Raw genomic sequence first — 13,992 nt, 5'->3', positions numbered from 1 at the left:
TCGCGGCAGATGCCGGCGTCAGCCGGTCCTCTCGCTGAGTTGTTCCACGTGGCCGGCACGTAGCTGTAGGTGCGTGGCGGCGAACCTAGCCCGCATCCTGCGGTCGTGGGTGACGACGACCACTGCGCCCTGGTAGTCGACCAGCGCCTGCTCCAACTCCTCGACCAGAGCAGGGCTCAGGTGATTGGTCGGCTCGTCCAGGAGCAGCAGGTCGACCGGCTTGCTGACCAGGCGGGCCACTTCGAGCCTGCGGAGTTGTCCGTACGACAGCTCCCTTACCCGCAACCGCAGGTCAGCCGGCCGAAACAGGCCCAGCGACAGCAGTTCGTCCGGGTCACCAGCCGGCCCGCCGGCGAACGCTTCCAACACGGTCAGGTCCGGCGGCCACGGCGTCATCTGCTGCCGCAGGTGACCGATCCGGCCCTGGGTGCGTACCCTTCCATCGTCCGGGCGCAGTTCTCCTGCCAGGACCCGGATGAGGGTGGACTTGCCCGCCCCGTTGGGCCCAGTGACCAGAAGCCGGTCCGTGCCGCCGATCCGCAGTGACGGCACGTACAGCCGGTCGGTGACGCGAACCTCGGTGAGCTCGGCAACCGTCTCCGGGGCGTCCTTGTCGACGCCGGTGATGCTCGCCGAGAACGCCAGTGGGTCGGGCGGCGGCGCGACCGGGTTTGCCGTGAGACGCTCGATGCGCTCCTTGGCGTTGCGGATGCGTCCCATCGCACCGTGATCACGGCCGCGGGCACGGAAGGCGCCGTGCCCGAACTTGGCCATCGGCGCCTTACGCGGGATCGCTTCCAGACGGAACGCGTTGGCGGCAGCGAGCTTACGGTTGCGGACCAGTTGATGGCGCCAGTCTTCGTACTCCTGTAGCCGACGGCGGCGTTCGGCGGCCGTGGCGGTCAGGTACCCGTCGTAGCCGTCGCCGTGGCGTGTCACCGTGCCCTGACCGACGTCCAGGATCGTGTCGGTGACCCGGCTGAGGAACTCCCGGTCATGGGTGACCGCGAGCAGTGTGCCGCGGTGCTGCCGCAGGCGCGCCTCCAGCCAGCCCACGGCCTGATCATCGAGGTCGTTGGTCGGCTCGTCGAGCAGGAGCAGTTCCGGCTGGGAGGCCAGCGTGGCGGCCAGCGCCAGCCGGGACCGCTCCCCACCGGACAGGGTGCCGAGCGCCCGCGTACGGTCCAGATTCGGCAGGCCGAGCCGGTGCAACGCCTTCTCGACCCGGGTGTCCGCCCCGTACCCGCCCCGTGCTTCGTAACGGGAAACCAGCCCGGCGTAGTGCTCCAGGCCGGCGACGAGTTCAGCCCTCGACAGGCCGTTCAGTCCGGCTTCGGTGTGCATGATCAGCGACTCGAGCTCGCGGAGGTCGGCCAGAGAGAGGTCGATCGCGTCCTGGACCGAGGCATGTGGCGGCAGCGCCAGCGATTGGGCCAGGTAGCCGACACCGCCGGGGGCAATCACCGTCAGTTCCCCGTTGTCGGGTCGGTCCACCCCGGCGATCAGGCGTAACAGGGTCGACTTCCCGGCGCCGTTGTCGCCGATGATGCCGACCTTCTCGCCCGGTTTGACGCTGAAGGACACGCCGGCCAGCACGGTGCGCTCGTCGTAGCGGCGGATGATGTGGTGCAGCGAAAGTTGCGACGTGAACAAGACGGCCCCTGATCTGACAGCTTGACAAGGACATGCCGATGACGGCCGTTCGGCCGCCACGGCCAGGTGCCGAGCGCAAGGGCTCTCGACCCGTTGCGGCGCCGCCTCGTCGGATCGGGTTCACCGAGACGGCGCCGCAAACGCCCCACACCGGCCCGGGTCACGCTCGCTTCGTGAAGGCGGAACGCGCCCACAGGTAGCCGACGAGGGCGATCGCCACGCACCAGGCGACGGCGACGGCCGCGTCGGTGGTGTCGGGCGCGCTGTCGAGCAGGCCGCGCACGGTCTCGATGAGCGGCGTGAACGGCTGGTACTCGGCGAACTGACGAAGGCCCGGTCCGCATCTTCTCCGCCGGTACGATCGCGCTGCTGAAGAACGGCAGCATGACCAGCGGCACGGCGGCCATGCCCGCTGTCTCCGGCGACTTCGCCGACAGTCCCAGCGCGACCGTGAACCAGCCCGCCGCGAACGCGAGCAGAACGACGACGCCACCCACGGCGAGCCAGTCGGTCAGGCTCGCCTCCGGGCTGAACCCGGCAGGAAGACCACTCCGACGAGCGCCGCGATGGCGATCACGTTGGTCAGCACACTGGGCGCCGTTCGGGCCGAGCAGACAGAACACCGTGCCGGCGTGGACGTCGAGGTCGACGCCGTCGAGGACGGCTTGTCCTTGTACGCCTTGCGCAGGCCGGAGACCGAGTCGCCGGGGTCGTCACGTGGTCACCTCCGGGGTGGCCTCGGCGGCGTCGAGCGCCGCGACGATCTTGTTGGTCATGTCGGCGACGGTGGGACCGGGTGCGCCCTGCCGGGTACGGACGGCCGCGTCGAGGGCGACGACGACGGTGCGGCGGAAGTTGTCGGCCTCGGCCGGAGCCTGCTCGGCGAGCAGGCGCATCGCCTCGGTCAGGGCGGGCAGAACGCGGTCGGCGATCTCGGCCACCGACCTGCCGCCCAGGTCAATACCCGTGGACTTCTCCGCGAGCACGTGCCCGACCAGGCCGGTTGCCGAGGCCAGGGCGATGGACCCTTCGGTGGCGATCTTGTGGGGTGAGCCGCCGGCGGCTCCGGCCGCCGACAGCAGCGTGACCGCACCGTACGCGGCCGTGCGAAGCGTGAGTTTGTCCTGGGTGGAAAGGTTGACGGACACGGTGGTGAGCTCCTTGACGTTGACGTTGACGTTGACGTTGACGTTGGCGTGGGCGGGTGGCGACCGCCGGGTGGCGGCCCGGGATCACCGGGCGGGTCTCGGCTCCCGTCCGGGGTGGCGCACGTCCAGGGGTGGACAGGATCTTTCATGACAAACCTCTCTTCAGCGGGACGCGTCGGCCCGGTGCTGCTGGACCGGAGTCAGGGCCGCCGGTTACGGCAGGGTGAGTTCGTAGCGGAGACGCCGCCCGAGAGGGCGGAAGCCCAGGTGTCGATGCAGGGCGACCAGGTCGGAGTCCTCGTCGGCGGTGCGAGTCTCGATCTCCTCGACGTGTGGGTGGATCTCGCGCAGTCGCGTGAGCAGAGCGGCGTTGACCCACAGTCCCAGCCGCCGTCCGCGATGACCGACGCGCACGGCAGGGCCGTACTGGCGGGCGCGACGCTGCGACGGTGCACCCGTCATCGCCAAGACACAGGCGACCACGCCGCCGTCCGCCTCGGCGGTGCTCACCACCGCATCACCCGGTCGGCTCGGATACCGGAGCAGTTGCTCGACGCCGCTCGCGCCAGTCGGGTCCCCGGTCCAGTGACGCAGTCGGTATCCGGGGTGCTCGACGTCGACCAACTCACCCAGCCAGGCATGGTGGATATCGCGGTAGGCGAGCAGGTCATGGATCCTGGATCCGGTGCGCCGAAATCCGTGCCGCTCGCAGAACGACTGCGCGGCGGAATCCGGGGCGGTCTCCACGATCAGCCGCCGTCCCACGGCGTGTGCACCGACGGCGGCCAGCAGCCGCGATCCGATCCCTCGTCGACGCCACTGCGGCTGCACATACAGGTTCAGATCAAGGGTGCCCGGCTGCAGGGCGGTCGGCGGTGGCAGTTCGTACTCGAACGGCATGACCGGACGTAGATCGGCGACCCCGGCCACCGAACCGGGCGACGTCACAGCGTGCCAGCGTGGGGTCCCGAGATGATCAGGCGCCGCCACGATGTCGATCACGCTTTCGCTCATGCGTCCACCATCGCCCGGCCGCCCCGGCCGAACAACGCAGAAGATCGCATCGCCGCATTAGCCAGCGGTGATCGATCGAGGACGGACCCCGCGACGGCCGGTGGTCCGAGCCACGCTCGTGCCGCCCGTTCTCGTCGCGGCCGTAGACTGCCCAATTCCAGGCCGCAGTGATCGAAGGTAGGGCCGTCTGGTGGAACTGCGCGACATCGAGATCTTCCTGACGCTGACCGAGGAGCTTCACTTCGGTCGCACCGCCGAGCGTTTGCACGTGTCCCAATCGCGGGTCAGTCAGTCGATCAAACAGCAGGAACGCCGGATCGGCGGGGGCCTGTTCGAGCGTACGAGCCGCGCTGTTCGACTCACCCCGCTCGGCGAGCGGTTACGCGACCGCCTCCGCGCCGGCTACAGCGAGATCATCTCCGGCATCGAGGAGGCCGCCGCCACCGCACGGGGCCAGGCCGGCACGCTGACCGTCGGCACCATGGCCACCCACTACCAGTCGGTCGAGGCCGTCCTCGACCTGTTCCGGCAGCGGCACCCGCAGTGCGAGCTGCGCCTGCGCGAAATCCTGCCGACCGACCCGCTCGGGCCGCTGCGGGCCGGTTCGGTCGACATCGGGATTCTCTGGCTGCCCATCCGCGAGCCCGACCTCACGGTCGGGCCGGTCCTGCACCGCGAGGAGCTGGTGCTGGCGGTGGCCGCCGGTCATCCGCTGGCCGGCCGGGGCAGCGTCGAGCTGGAGGATCTCGGCGATCATCCGGTGGTCTACCCCGAGGGACCCATTCCCGACTACGTGTGGGAGGCGCACACCCCGTCCACCACCCCGGCCGGGCGGCCCGTCCGGCGCGGACTGGGCATCGTCACCCTCGAGGAGGCCTTCCGAGCGATCGCCGGCGGCAGCGTCGTGTCCCCGATCGGATCGGACGTGGTAGCCACCCGGCAACGAGGCGACATCACCTTCCTGCCCATCACCGACGGACCGGTGCTGCACTACGCGCCGGTGTGGCGCAAAGGCGGAGAGAATGCCCTGGTACGCGCCTTCGTTCAAGTCGTCACAAAGGCGCAGCAAACGACGTAGCCGGGCCTGGCGCCGCCCTTCCCACCGGCAGACCGTGACTGCGGCTCAACAAGCTTCCGACTGCCGCGCGCCACAGATTGGCTACGGGCGTTTCACGCGGCCGGCTGGCGGCCAATGGATCTGCAGCGGGTCACCGGGTACAGCCGGGAAACGATCCGCCAGGCGCTACGACCGGAGGTCCGGCGGGCGACCAATCTCAGCCGGCGCAGGACATCCCCTCAGCTGCCGGCGGACGGCCCTGAGCCCCGTGCGGGCGAGGCGTTCGTGGAAGGGGTCCACCGCTACGCCGCGTTGCTGCGGGTCGCGGCGAGTTCGGGGAAGGCGTCCTCCCAGCGCCGGCGGAGCTGGGGTGGCAGCCAGAGCGTGGGCCAGCAGGAGGGGCAACGTCAGCCTGCCGCCGTGGACGGCAGACACCTCGGACCCGATGTGCGAGAACCAGGACGATCGCGAGCGGCATGCTGCTGGCGGTCAGGGCGGGTGACCCGAGCGGCGTTGGTCACCCCCGTAGGCTTGGCGGATCATGGCTTCTCGCCGTACTCATCACTTCCGTGCCCTGCTTGCCGTGCCGGCGTTCCGGCGGCTGCTGGCCGTCCGGCTCGGTGGGCAGTTCACCGATGGGGTGTTCCAGGCCGCCCTGGCCGGCAGTGTGTTGTTCAACCCGGACCGGCAGGCCACGCCGACGGCGATCGCGTTCGCCGCGGCGGTGCTGGTGCTGCCGTACTCGGTGGTGGGGCCGTTCGCGGGGGTGTTGCTGGATCGGTGGAGCCGCCGGACGGTGACCGTGGTGACGAACCTGGCCCGGGCGGGTGTCGTGCTGCCGATCGCCGCGTTGATCTTCCTCGGGTCGGAAGGGCCGCTGTTCTTCGTCTCGACCCTGGTCGTGATCGGGCTGGGCCGGCTGCTGCTGTCGGGGTTGTCGGCGGCGACTCCGCACGTGGTGCCCGACGAGCGGCTGGTGACCGCGAACGCGGTCGGCGGCACCGGGGGGTCGGTGGCGTACTCGCTCGGGCTGGGTTGCGCCCTGCTGCTGCTCCAGACCGTGTTCCCGGCCGGCGACACGGGTTACGCCGCCATCGCCCTGCTCGCACCGGTGGGCTACCTGACCTCCGCCGCGATGGCCCGGTTCTCCTTCGCCCGCGACGAGTTGGGCCCCGACCAGGTGCTGCCGCACCGGCCGGGCCTGGCCGGAGAGGCGGCGGCGGTGGTACGCGGTATGGCTGACGGGATACGGCACCTGGGGCAGGCGCGCGGCGCCGCGTACGCGATGGGAGTCCAGGCGGGATTCCGGCTGCTGTTCGGGGTTCTGGCCTTGGCGATGCTGCTGCTCTACCGCAACCGGTTCGCCGGCGATGACCTCGACGGCGTGCCGGCGCGGTTGGGTCTGGTCTTCGCTGCGGGCGCGGCCGGCGTGTTGCTCGCGGCGGCGGTGACTCCGGTGGTGGCCCGCCGGGTCGGTGGGTGGCGGTGGGTGGTCGGGTTGCTCGCGGCGGTCGCGGTGGCGTTGCCGGTGTTCGGGTTGCCGTTCGACCCGCTGCTCCTGGTGGTGGTCGTGCTGGTGGTCAACGTGGCCGGGCACGGCATCAAGATCGTGGTGGACACGATGGTGCAGCACGAGTGCGCCGACGCGTTCCGGGGGCGGGTTTTCGCCGTGAACGACACGGCGTTCAACCTCGCCTATGTGCTCGGCATGGTGGCCGCATCCCGCTTCATTCCGGACGATGGGCGTTCACCGGTGCTGCTCGGTGTCGCCGCGGTCGGCTACGGGTGCCTCGCGGTGGGTTACGCGGTCGCCGCTGGCCGGTGGGCCCGCAAGGCCGGGGACGACATCGCCCTCCCGGTGGGGACGATGACGGCGGTCGACCGGTAGCCGCCGGGCACTCGGGGAAAGGGCCGGCGGGGACAGGGAACGGCCACGACGGGGGTGTGCCGTCGTGGCCGTTCAGTCATCTCACCCTGCCGCGCCCTGCGCGGGCCCGGTCAGCTCTTGAAGGCGTCCTTGATCTTCTCGCCGGCCTGCTTGACGTTCGCGCTGGTCTGGTCGCCGCGGCCCTCGGCTTCGAGCCGCTCGTCGTCGGTCGCCCGGCCGGCGCCTTCCTTGACCTTGCCGGCGGCCTCTTCGGAGGCGTTGCCGATCTTGTCGTCGATACCCATGGAGCCTCCCACGTCGATGCTGGCGCTACACGGGTTCCACTACCCCTGGCGCCGGACCTGAACCACCGTCCACCAGGTCAGTTGCTGAGGCCGGACGGTGCGGGTTGCCGGTCGATGTCGGGTTCGAGGTAGATCGCCGTGGCGGTGGGCAGGACCCGGCGGATGCGGGCCTCGGCGTCGTCGATGGTGGTGGCGACGTCGGCTCCCCGGTCGGCGGTGCCGATGGCGATCTTCGCCGCGACGAGGAGCTCGTCTGGGCCGAGGTGCAGGGTGCGCAGGTGGATGACGCGGTCGACGCCAGGGGTGGCGACCAGTTCGGTCCGGATCGCGGTGACTTCTTCGGGCAGGGCGGCTTCGCCGATGAGCAGGCTCTTGGTCTCGACGGCGAGGATGACGGCGATGACCACCAGCAGGACGCCGATGCACAGGGTGGCGATGCCGTCGAACAGGGCGTTGCCGGTGAGCACGCTCAGGCCGACGCCGGACAGGGCGAAGAGCAGACCGAGCAGGGCGCCGGCGTCCTCGAGGAGGATCACCGGCAGCTCCGGGGCGCGGGCGTGGCGGACGAAGGAGACCCAGCCCCGCTTGCCACGAACCTTGTTCGCCTCCTTCACCGCGGTCCGCAGCGCGTAGCTCTCCAGGGCGATCGCGATCAGCAGGACGGCCACGGCGATCAGCGGTGAGGTCAGCTCGTGCGGGTCGCTGATCTTGTGGTAGCCCTCGTAGAGCGCGTACAGACCGCCGAGGGTGAACAGGATGATCGCGACGATGAACGAGTAGACGTAGCGCTCGCGGGCGTAGCCGAACGGGTGCAGCGCGGTGGGGGCACGGCGGGCGCGCTTGCCGCCGACGAGCAGCAGCGCCTGGTTGGTGGAGTCCGCGACCGAGTGCACGCCCTCGGCGAGCATCGACGCCGACCCGGTGATGCCCGCGGCGACGAACTTGCTGACCGCGATACCCAGGTTCGCGACCAGCGCCGTCACCACAGCCTTGGTACTGCCCTCAGCCGCCATCGGTCCGCTCTCCCTCGTCGCATCGTCGGATGGGTGATCAGTGTGCCTGTGACGCCGGACCGGCACCGGACCGGTGTCTGCCGCTATCCCGCCGGGCAGCACGCGCCGGCCCGTCCCGCAGGGACAGGCCGGGCACACGCTGCGCGGATCAGTGGATCCGGCGGCGGCCGTAGGCGCCAGCGGCGACCGCGACGCCGATCGCGGCGAAGACGACCTGGATCGCCAGCTCGATCCAGTCGATGCCGCGGGTGTCGTCGACACCGAGGGCGCCGGCGACGAGAGTGCCGAGGATCGCGGCGACCACGCCGATGAGCAGGGTCAGCCAGATCGGGATGTTCTGCTTGCCCGGCACCACCAGGCGGCCGAGCGCGCCGATGATCAGACCGATGATGATGGCGGTGAAGAAGCCGGTAACTTCCACGAGAGCCGTCCCTCCAGAGGTTGTCTGCCGGAGGTCACTGTGCCCCTGGGGTGCCGCCGGCGAAACCTTCCCGATGGCATGCCGGCACTTCTTCACACACCTGTCATGCAATCGCGCACCGATCGTCAGAACGGCGTCAGCGGCTCCACCGTCCCCTGCTGGCAACTGTCCCGCCGTCGCGGCTACCTGAGCCCGAATCCCATCGCCGGCGCAACCGACAGCTCGGCTCGTGCCGGGGCGTGCTCGCCTGAGATGGGGGCAGCGGACCTGAGGTGCTGTCATCCTCGCGCCCAGGCCGGCGCCGCACCTGCACGATGCGGCGTGGTGCCGGAAGCCCCGGCACCACGCCGTGGGGGCGCTACTTGCCGCCGGCGAGGGCGACCAGGGCGTTGGCGGTGCGGAAGTACGGGTTACGGCCCAGATCGCCGACGGTGGTGATGTTGAAGGCGTCCTTGAGCAGCTTGGCGTCGCCGTCGCTGACCCCGGCGAGGGCGGACACCGGGGCGTCGACGATCTCGGTGAGGGTCTTGTCCTGGTAGGCCTTGTCGACCAGCTTGGTGAGGTCGGCGGTGACGGGCATGCATACTCCTTCGAAGTCCCGACCAGACAATCCGGTCGGGTGCGGACATATCTGTCGAATTAGATCATGGAGCGGGCGCTTCGATCCACTGTGGACGCATTCACTCCTCCTCGTCGCCGCCCTCGTCGTCACCGAAGTCGAAGACCTCGTCGGCGACCATGCCGCCGGCGAAGCCGAGCGCGGCGCCACCGACCACACCCGCGGCGACGCCACCCATGCCGGGGCCACCGTGCCGCTCGTGATGCTCCTCCTTGTAGTGCTCGCCGGGGTGGCCGTACCCGGCGGGCCCGTGGCCGGGGACGCCGTACGCGGGCTGCCCGTAGCCGGGCGGCGGAGGCGGGTAGCCCGGCGTGCCGTAGCCCTGGGCGGGCGGAGCGTAGCCGTGGCCGGCGTGCAGGCTCTGGTAGCCGTCGAGGGCCTGGCGGACCCAGCCGTCGACCTGCGCCGCCCAGTCGACGCGGTCAGCGTCGGCGTGGGCGGCGTGGTAGCGGCCGAACGAGTCGTGGCCGCCGGTGAACAGGCCTCCACGCTTGTCGAACTCCAGCACGACGTCGACGCCGTGCTCGTTGGCGACGAAGGTCAGCTCCACCTCGTTGACGCTGTGGGCGTACTGCGGGGCGGCGTAGTACTCGACCTCCTGGTAGAACGGCAGGCTCTGGTGCAGCCCCGAAATGTGCCCACGCTCCAGGTCGGCGCCCTTGAACGAAAAACCGAGCCGGCCGAACGCCTCCAGGATGCGCTCCTGGACCGGCAGCGGATGCACGAACACCGGGTCGAGGTCGCCCTTGTCGACCGCGCCGCGGATCGCCACCTCGGTGCGCAGGCCCATGGTCATGCCGTGCAGGTGCTGCCCGTACAGGTCGGTCACCGGGGTCTCCCACGGCATCGCCACCTGGACCGGCAGCGACAACTGCTGACCCTCGCGCAGGTGCAGGCCACCCGCGACCTGAACGCGGTGGAACTCGACGAGGGCGTCGTACTCCTCCTCCGCGCCGTCGATCTCCACCCGGGTGACCAGCCCGACGGTGATGTGGTCGATCTCCACGTCGTGGCTGCCGCCGGTCAGGTTCACCTGCCCGCCCAGCATCAGCCCCGGGCGGGTGTTCGGATTGGACAGGACGGTATCGACGCTGGGGCCGCCTACCCCGAACGCGCCCAGCATCTTCTTGAACACCACGAACCTCTCCCTCGACGCACATCGAACGCGCGACAACCCAGACTCGGTGCAACTTCCACCGGAACCCTTGCGCCGCAACGAAATCAACGACGTCCATGATGGAAGCCGTCGCGCCGGGAAGCTACCAATGCCACCTGAGAGATGGCTGAATGCATCCGCACAGCTACTCTCGGGTACCTGTGCGGGTGTCGGCCTGGTCTCTGCGCGCGAGTGCGGCCGCCACCCCCACATCGCGCGTGTCAGTCGGCCGGCCTCGTCAGGAGGTCGTCTCGTCCTCGCCGGCCTCGGGCCCGTCGCCACGCACCGGGGTGGTGCGCAGGCGTACCCGGGTGATGGCGCGGCCCGTCACCTCCGCCACCTCGGCGGTCAGGCCCGGCAGTTCGATCACCTCACCCGGCGTCTTCGGGATGTGGCCCAGGTGGGCCAGAAGCAAGCCCGCCACGGTCGTGTAGTCACCGGCCTCGAGGACGTCCTCGTCGAGGTCGATGCCCACATCCGACAGGTCGTGCAGCGGGAAGCCACCCGGCATCAGCAGCGCCCCGTCCACCTCCCGCACGACGGCCTGCACGTCCCGGTCGGTTTCGTCGTAGATCTCCCCGACGATCTCCTCGACCAGGTCCTCCATCGTGACGATTCCGTCGATGGAGCCCCGCTCGTCCACGACGAGGGCGAACTGCTGCCGCTGTGCGCGCATCTCCCGGATCGCCTCGGTCACCTTCAGCGTCTCCGGCAGGTACACCGCCGGACTGGCGTGGTCGGCGACCGGGCCTTCCTGGTCGAGCAGGTCGCGCATGTGCACCACGCCGACGGTGTCATCCAGGCCGCCGCGGCCCACGACCGGGGCGCGCGTCTGCCCCGACTTGCCCAACTCGCGCAGCGCCTGCGGCGCGGTCAGCGTCGCGGACAGGGTGATGACCTCGCGGCGCGGAACGAGGATCTCCCGCAGGATCCGCTCGGCCACCTCGAACGCCCCCGAGATGATCATCCGGTGTTCGGGGGTGAGGTTGCGCTGCGCGGCCACCATGTCCCGCAACTCCTCGGTGGTGACCTCCTCCCGCCGGGCGCGGGGGTCACCGCCGGTCAGGCGTACGACCGCGTCGCTGGCCTTGCTCAGCAGCCACACCGCCGGCCGGGAGAACGCCGACAACGCATCGAGGGGACGGGCGACCAGCAACGCCCAGCCCTCCGCGCGCTGCATCGCGATCCGCTTCGGCGCCAGCTCACCCAGCACCAGGGTGATGAAGGTCAGCACGATGGTGACCAGCACGATCGACACCGGCTCCGCCGCTGACCCCAGGAACCCCAGCGGCCCCACCAGCGGTGCTGCCAGGGACACCGCAGCGGCGGCCGAGGCGAGGAACCCGGCCAGGGTGATGCCGATCTGAATGGTGGCCAAGAAACGATTCGGGTCCCGGGCCAGCTTTGCCAACACCCGACCCGCCCGGGAGGTGCGCTCCAGGCGCTGCAGTTGGCTCTCCCGCAGCGACACCAACGCCATCTCGCTGCCCGCGAACACCGCGTTCACCAACACCAACACGAACACCAGCGTGACCTGCACGCCATAGCCGCCCACAGCCTGTTCGACGCCTCCTTGAACCGGACCTTCCGCAACACCAACCGTAGCCGCCCCGGGACCACCGAGATCGGGGCATCTCCGCCGCAAAACGGGGAACCCGCCGCCGGTGCCGGAGGTTCTCACCGCTCTGCCCTGGCCGCTGGGATGGAGTGTCGCCGTTTTTCTGATCGCGGGTGCACTGACCGTGCTCGGGAGCATCCGGCTGGTCACCCTCGGTGACACGCTCGCCGACCGTACGGGCTGGGGTGAGGCGTTCTTCGGCGCCGTCTTCTTCGGCCTGGCCACCTCTCTGTCCGGCATCGTGATGACCGCCGTCACCGCTGCCACCGACCAGCCACAACTCGGCTACAGCAACGCCGTCGGCGGCATCGCCGCCCAGACCACCGCGGTCGCGGTCGCGGACGCCTTCCAGCGTCGGGTGAACCTCGAACACGCCGCCGCGTCCCTGTCGAACGTGCTCTTCGGCACCCTGCTCATCGCCCTGCTCGCCGTCGCGCTGCTCGGCAGCTTCACCCCGGACGCGACTCTCGCCGGTCTGCATCCCGCCTCCTTCGTCATGATCGGCAGCTACCTCGGGGGCCTGCACCTCATCCGCAGAGCCGGGGCCAGCCCGTTGTGGCAGGCCGTTGCCACCACGGAGACACTTCCCGACGTCCCGCACGCCCATGGAAAGCTCGACCAGCGCAGCTCCGCCTGGCTGTGGACCCGGTTCGCCGGTGTCGGCCTGCTCGTCGCCGTCGGCGGCTGGGCCATCGCCCTCGCCGCCGAGAGCCTCGTCACCATCACCGGGCTCAGCGCCGGCTTCATCGGCGCGATTCTGATGGGCGCCGTCAACGCCCTGCCCGAAACCGTCACCGCCGTCGCCGCCGTTCGCCGCGGCGCCCCGACGCTTGCCATCGCTGCCGTCCTCGGCGGTAACAGCCTCGACGCGCTCAACCTCGTCGTGGGTGACATCGCCTACCGCGACGGATCGATCTACCACGCCGCCGGAACCGAGGAACTCTTTGTCACTACCAACGCCCTGTTCATGACCGCCGTCCTTGTCGGTGGTCTACTCGTCCGCCAGGCGTGCGGATGGGGCCGCCTCGGCTTCGAAGGCGTACTACTCGTGACCAGCTACGCCGCTATGACCGTCATCCTCGCCCTCTCCCCCGCGTAACCCACGCCTGCATGCCCGACACCTCGCCGCCGCAGCCCTCGCCCAGAGCAAAGTCGCCAGGTTGCTCGCACGGAGAGCAGCTGCGCCGATCGCCGGCGCTGGCGGTCCCTGTCGACAGCGCCACCCGGGTGGCACGCGTCGGTCATGCTCAGAACATGATCCGCTTTGTGCTCAACGTGCTGTGGCTCATATTCGGCGGCGGTATCGTCCTCGCCGCCGGTTACGGCGTCGCCGCGCTGATCTGCTTTCTCCTGGTGGTCACGGTTCCGTTCGGCGTCGCGGCGCTCCGGCTGGCGGTCTACTCTCTGTGGCCGTTCGGCCGCACCGTCGTACCCAAGCCCGACTCCGGGATCGCCTCCGGGCTGGCCAACGTCCTCTGGGTGGTGCTCGCCGGCTGGTGGCTGGCCCTGTCCCACCTCCTCGCCGGCATCGCGCTGTGCCTCACGATCATCGGCATCCCGTTCGGGATCGCCAACTTCAAGCTCGTCCCCGCCGCGTTCTGGCCCCTCGGACGCGAGGTCATCGACACCCCGTAACGGGTCCGACCACCGCGGGAAGTACCAGCGCCGCCATCGTCATCACCGCAGTCATCTGGTGGCGCACCCGAAAGACAGGACCAGCACTTGCCGCGGGCCGTGGTCCAACACGACGTCACACGCGTTCGTGACGTGGTCACCGACGGGTGGTTTCGAGGGCTGACGTCGTCGAATACGACAACATTCGGAAGAATTCGACGTTGTCGCTGGCATGGCCACGCCCGGCCAGGCGCCGGACAGCGCGATGCACGTCCACCTTGCCAGGCTCACCACGCCTCTGCTGAGCCTCGGCAGGCGACCACAGCAATGCCCCGCTGCGACCAACACACGAAGGGGGCAACCCAGGTAACTTTGATTGATCTTGGTGGGCGGGTGGAGCGGCCGGCGCAGGCCTCAGACCCGGTCCCGCCACGTAGCGGGCCCGCTACGCCCGCGAACACGACCGGTGTGAGTGACCCGGCCGCCGGGTCACCGCCATCCGACAAG

Annotated in this window: 14 protein-coding genes and 1 pseudogene; 4 read left to right on the top strand and 11 right to left on the bottom strand. The window is 70.0% G+C overall.

Features of this window, described 5'->3' with window-relative positions; translation table 11 throughout:
• Window positions 1-18: 18 nt before the first annotated feature.
• The 5 genes and pseudogenes from GA0070614_RS19050 to GA0070614_RS19035 form a co-directional block, all read right to left on the bottom strand.
• Complete coding sequence (locus GA0070614_RS19050; protein WP_088977241.1) at window positions 19-1,653, bottom strand: TlrC/CarA/OleB/SrmB family ABC-F type ribosomal protection protein; 1,635 nt, start codon at window positions 1,651-1,653, stop codon at window positions 19-21.
• A gap of 160 nt (window positions 1,654-1,813) precedes the next feature.
• Entirely contained in the window at window positions 1,814-1,936 is a 123-nt protein-coding gene (locus tag GA0070614_RS31440) for a hypothetical protein (RefSeq protein ID WP_269459450.1), read from the bottom strand.
• 310 nt (window positions 1,937-2,246) lie between these two features.
• Window positions 2,247-2,341: pseudogene (locus GA0070614_RS31190) on the bottom strand (ABC transporter); the annotation flags it as partial.
• A gap of 25 nt (window positions 2,342-2,366) precedes the next feature.
• A complete protein-coding gene (locus GA0070614_RS19040; protein ID WP_088977240.1) occupies window positions 2,367-2,801 on the bottom strand; it encodes a hypothetical protein in 435 nt (144 codons plus the stop codon).
• A gap of 213 nt (window positions 2,802-3,014) precedes the next feature.
• Window positions 3,015-3,815: a GNAT family N-acetyltransferase gene (locus GA0070614_RS19035; RefSeq protein WP_088977239.1), complete on the bottom strand. Its 801-nt coding sequence runs from the start codon at window positions 3,813-3,815 to the stop codon at window positions 3,015-3,017.
• A 190-nt stretch (window positions 3,816-4,005) separates the two neighbouring features.
• Here GA0070614_RS19035 and GA0070614_RS19030 point away from each other — a divergent pair, with 190 nt between their 5' ends.
• Window positions 4,006-4,893 carry a LysR family transcriptional regulator gene (locus GA0070614_RS19030; protein WP_088977238.1) on the top strand — a complete coding sequence of 296 codons (888 nt, stop codon included), beginning with the start codon at window positions 4,006-4,008 and terminating at the stop codon, window positions 4,891-4,893.
• A gap of 520 nt (window positions 4,894-5,413) precedes the next feature.
• Window positions 5,414-6,760, top strand: coding sequence for an MFS transporter (locus GA0070614_RS19025; protein ID WP_088977237.1), 1,347 nt, complete (start codon window positions 5,414-5,416; stop codon window positions 6,758-6,760).
• A 110-nt stretch (window positions 6,761-6,870) separates the two neighbouring features.
• On the opposite strand, the gene GA0070614_RS19020 is transcribed toward GA0070614_RS19025, so the two are convergent.
• From GA0070614_RS19020 to GA0070614_RS18995, 6 genes are all read right to left on the bottom strand, one after another.
• Window positions 6,871-7,044 (bottom strand): CsbD family protein, encoded by a 174-nt coding sequence (locus tag GA0070614_RS19020; RefSeq protein WP_088977236.1) that lies wholly within the window; start codon window positions 7,042-7,044, stop codon window positions 6,871-6,873.
• 77 nt (window positions 7,045-7,121) lie between these two features.
• A complete protein-coding gene (locus GA0070614_RS19015; protein ID WP_088977235.1) occupies window positions 7,122-8,057 on the bottom strand; it encodes a cation diffusion facilitator family transporter in 936 nt (311 codons plus the stop codon).
• 148 nt (window positions 8,058-8,205) lie between these two features.
• Complete coding sequence (locus GA0070614_RS19010; protein ID WP_088977234.1) at window positions 8,206-8,478, bottom strand: GlsB/YeaQ/YmgE family stress response membrane protein; 273 nt, start codon at window positions 8,476-8,478, stop codon at window positions 8,206-8,208.
• A gap of 358 nt (window positions 8,479-8,836) precedes the next feature.
• Entirely contained in the window at window positions 8,837-9,058 is a 222-nt protein-coding gene (locus tag GA0070614_RS19005; RefSeq protein ID WP_088977233.1) for a hypothetical protein, read from the bottom strand.
• 100 nt (window positions 9,059-9,158) lie between these two features.
• On the bottom strand, window positions 9,159-10,235 hold the full coding sequence (locus GA0070614_RS19000; protein WP_088977232.1) for a sporulation protein: 1,077 nt from the start codon (window positions 10,233-10,235) through the stop codon (window positions 9,159-9,161).
• A gap of 256 nt (window positions 10,236-10,491) precedes the next feature.
• Entirely contained in the window at window positions 10,492-11,808 is a 1,317-nt protein-coding gene (locus tag GA0070614_RS18995; RefSeq protein ID WP_088977231.1) for a hemolysin family protein, read from the bottom strand.
• Window positions 11,809-11,917: 109 nt separating this feature from the next.
• On the opposite strand from GA0070614_RS18995, the gene GA0070614_RS18990 reads away from it, so the two are divergent.
• Both GA0070614_RS18990 and GA0070614_RS18985 read left to right on the top strand, forming a co-directional pair.
• A complete protein-coding gene (locus tag GA0070614_RS18990; protein ID WP_088977230.1) occupies window positions 11,918-12,970 on the top strand; it encodes a sodium:calcium antiporter in 1,053 nt (350 codons plus the stop codon).
• A 155-nt stretch (window positions 12,971-13,125) separates the two neighbouring features.
• A complete protein-coding gene (locus GA0070614_RS18985; RefSeq protein ID WP_088977229.1) occupies window positions 13,126-13,506 on the top strand; it encodes a YccF domain-containing protein in 381 nt (126 codons plus the stop codon).
• The last annotated feature ends 486 nt before the right edge of the window (window positions 13,507-13,992 follow it).

It is taken from the genome of Micromonospora coxensis (genome assembly GCF_900090295.1).
GTDB classification, from domain to species: domain Bacteria; phylum Actinomycetota; class Actinomycetes; order Mycobacteriales; family Micromonosporaceae; genus Micromonospora; species Micromonospora coxensis.
This window is presented reverse-complemented; position numbering and strand designations above follow the sequence as displayed.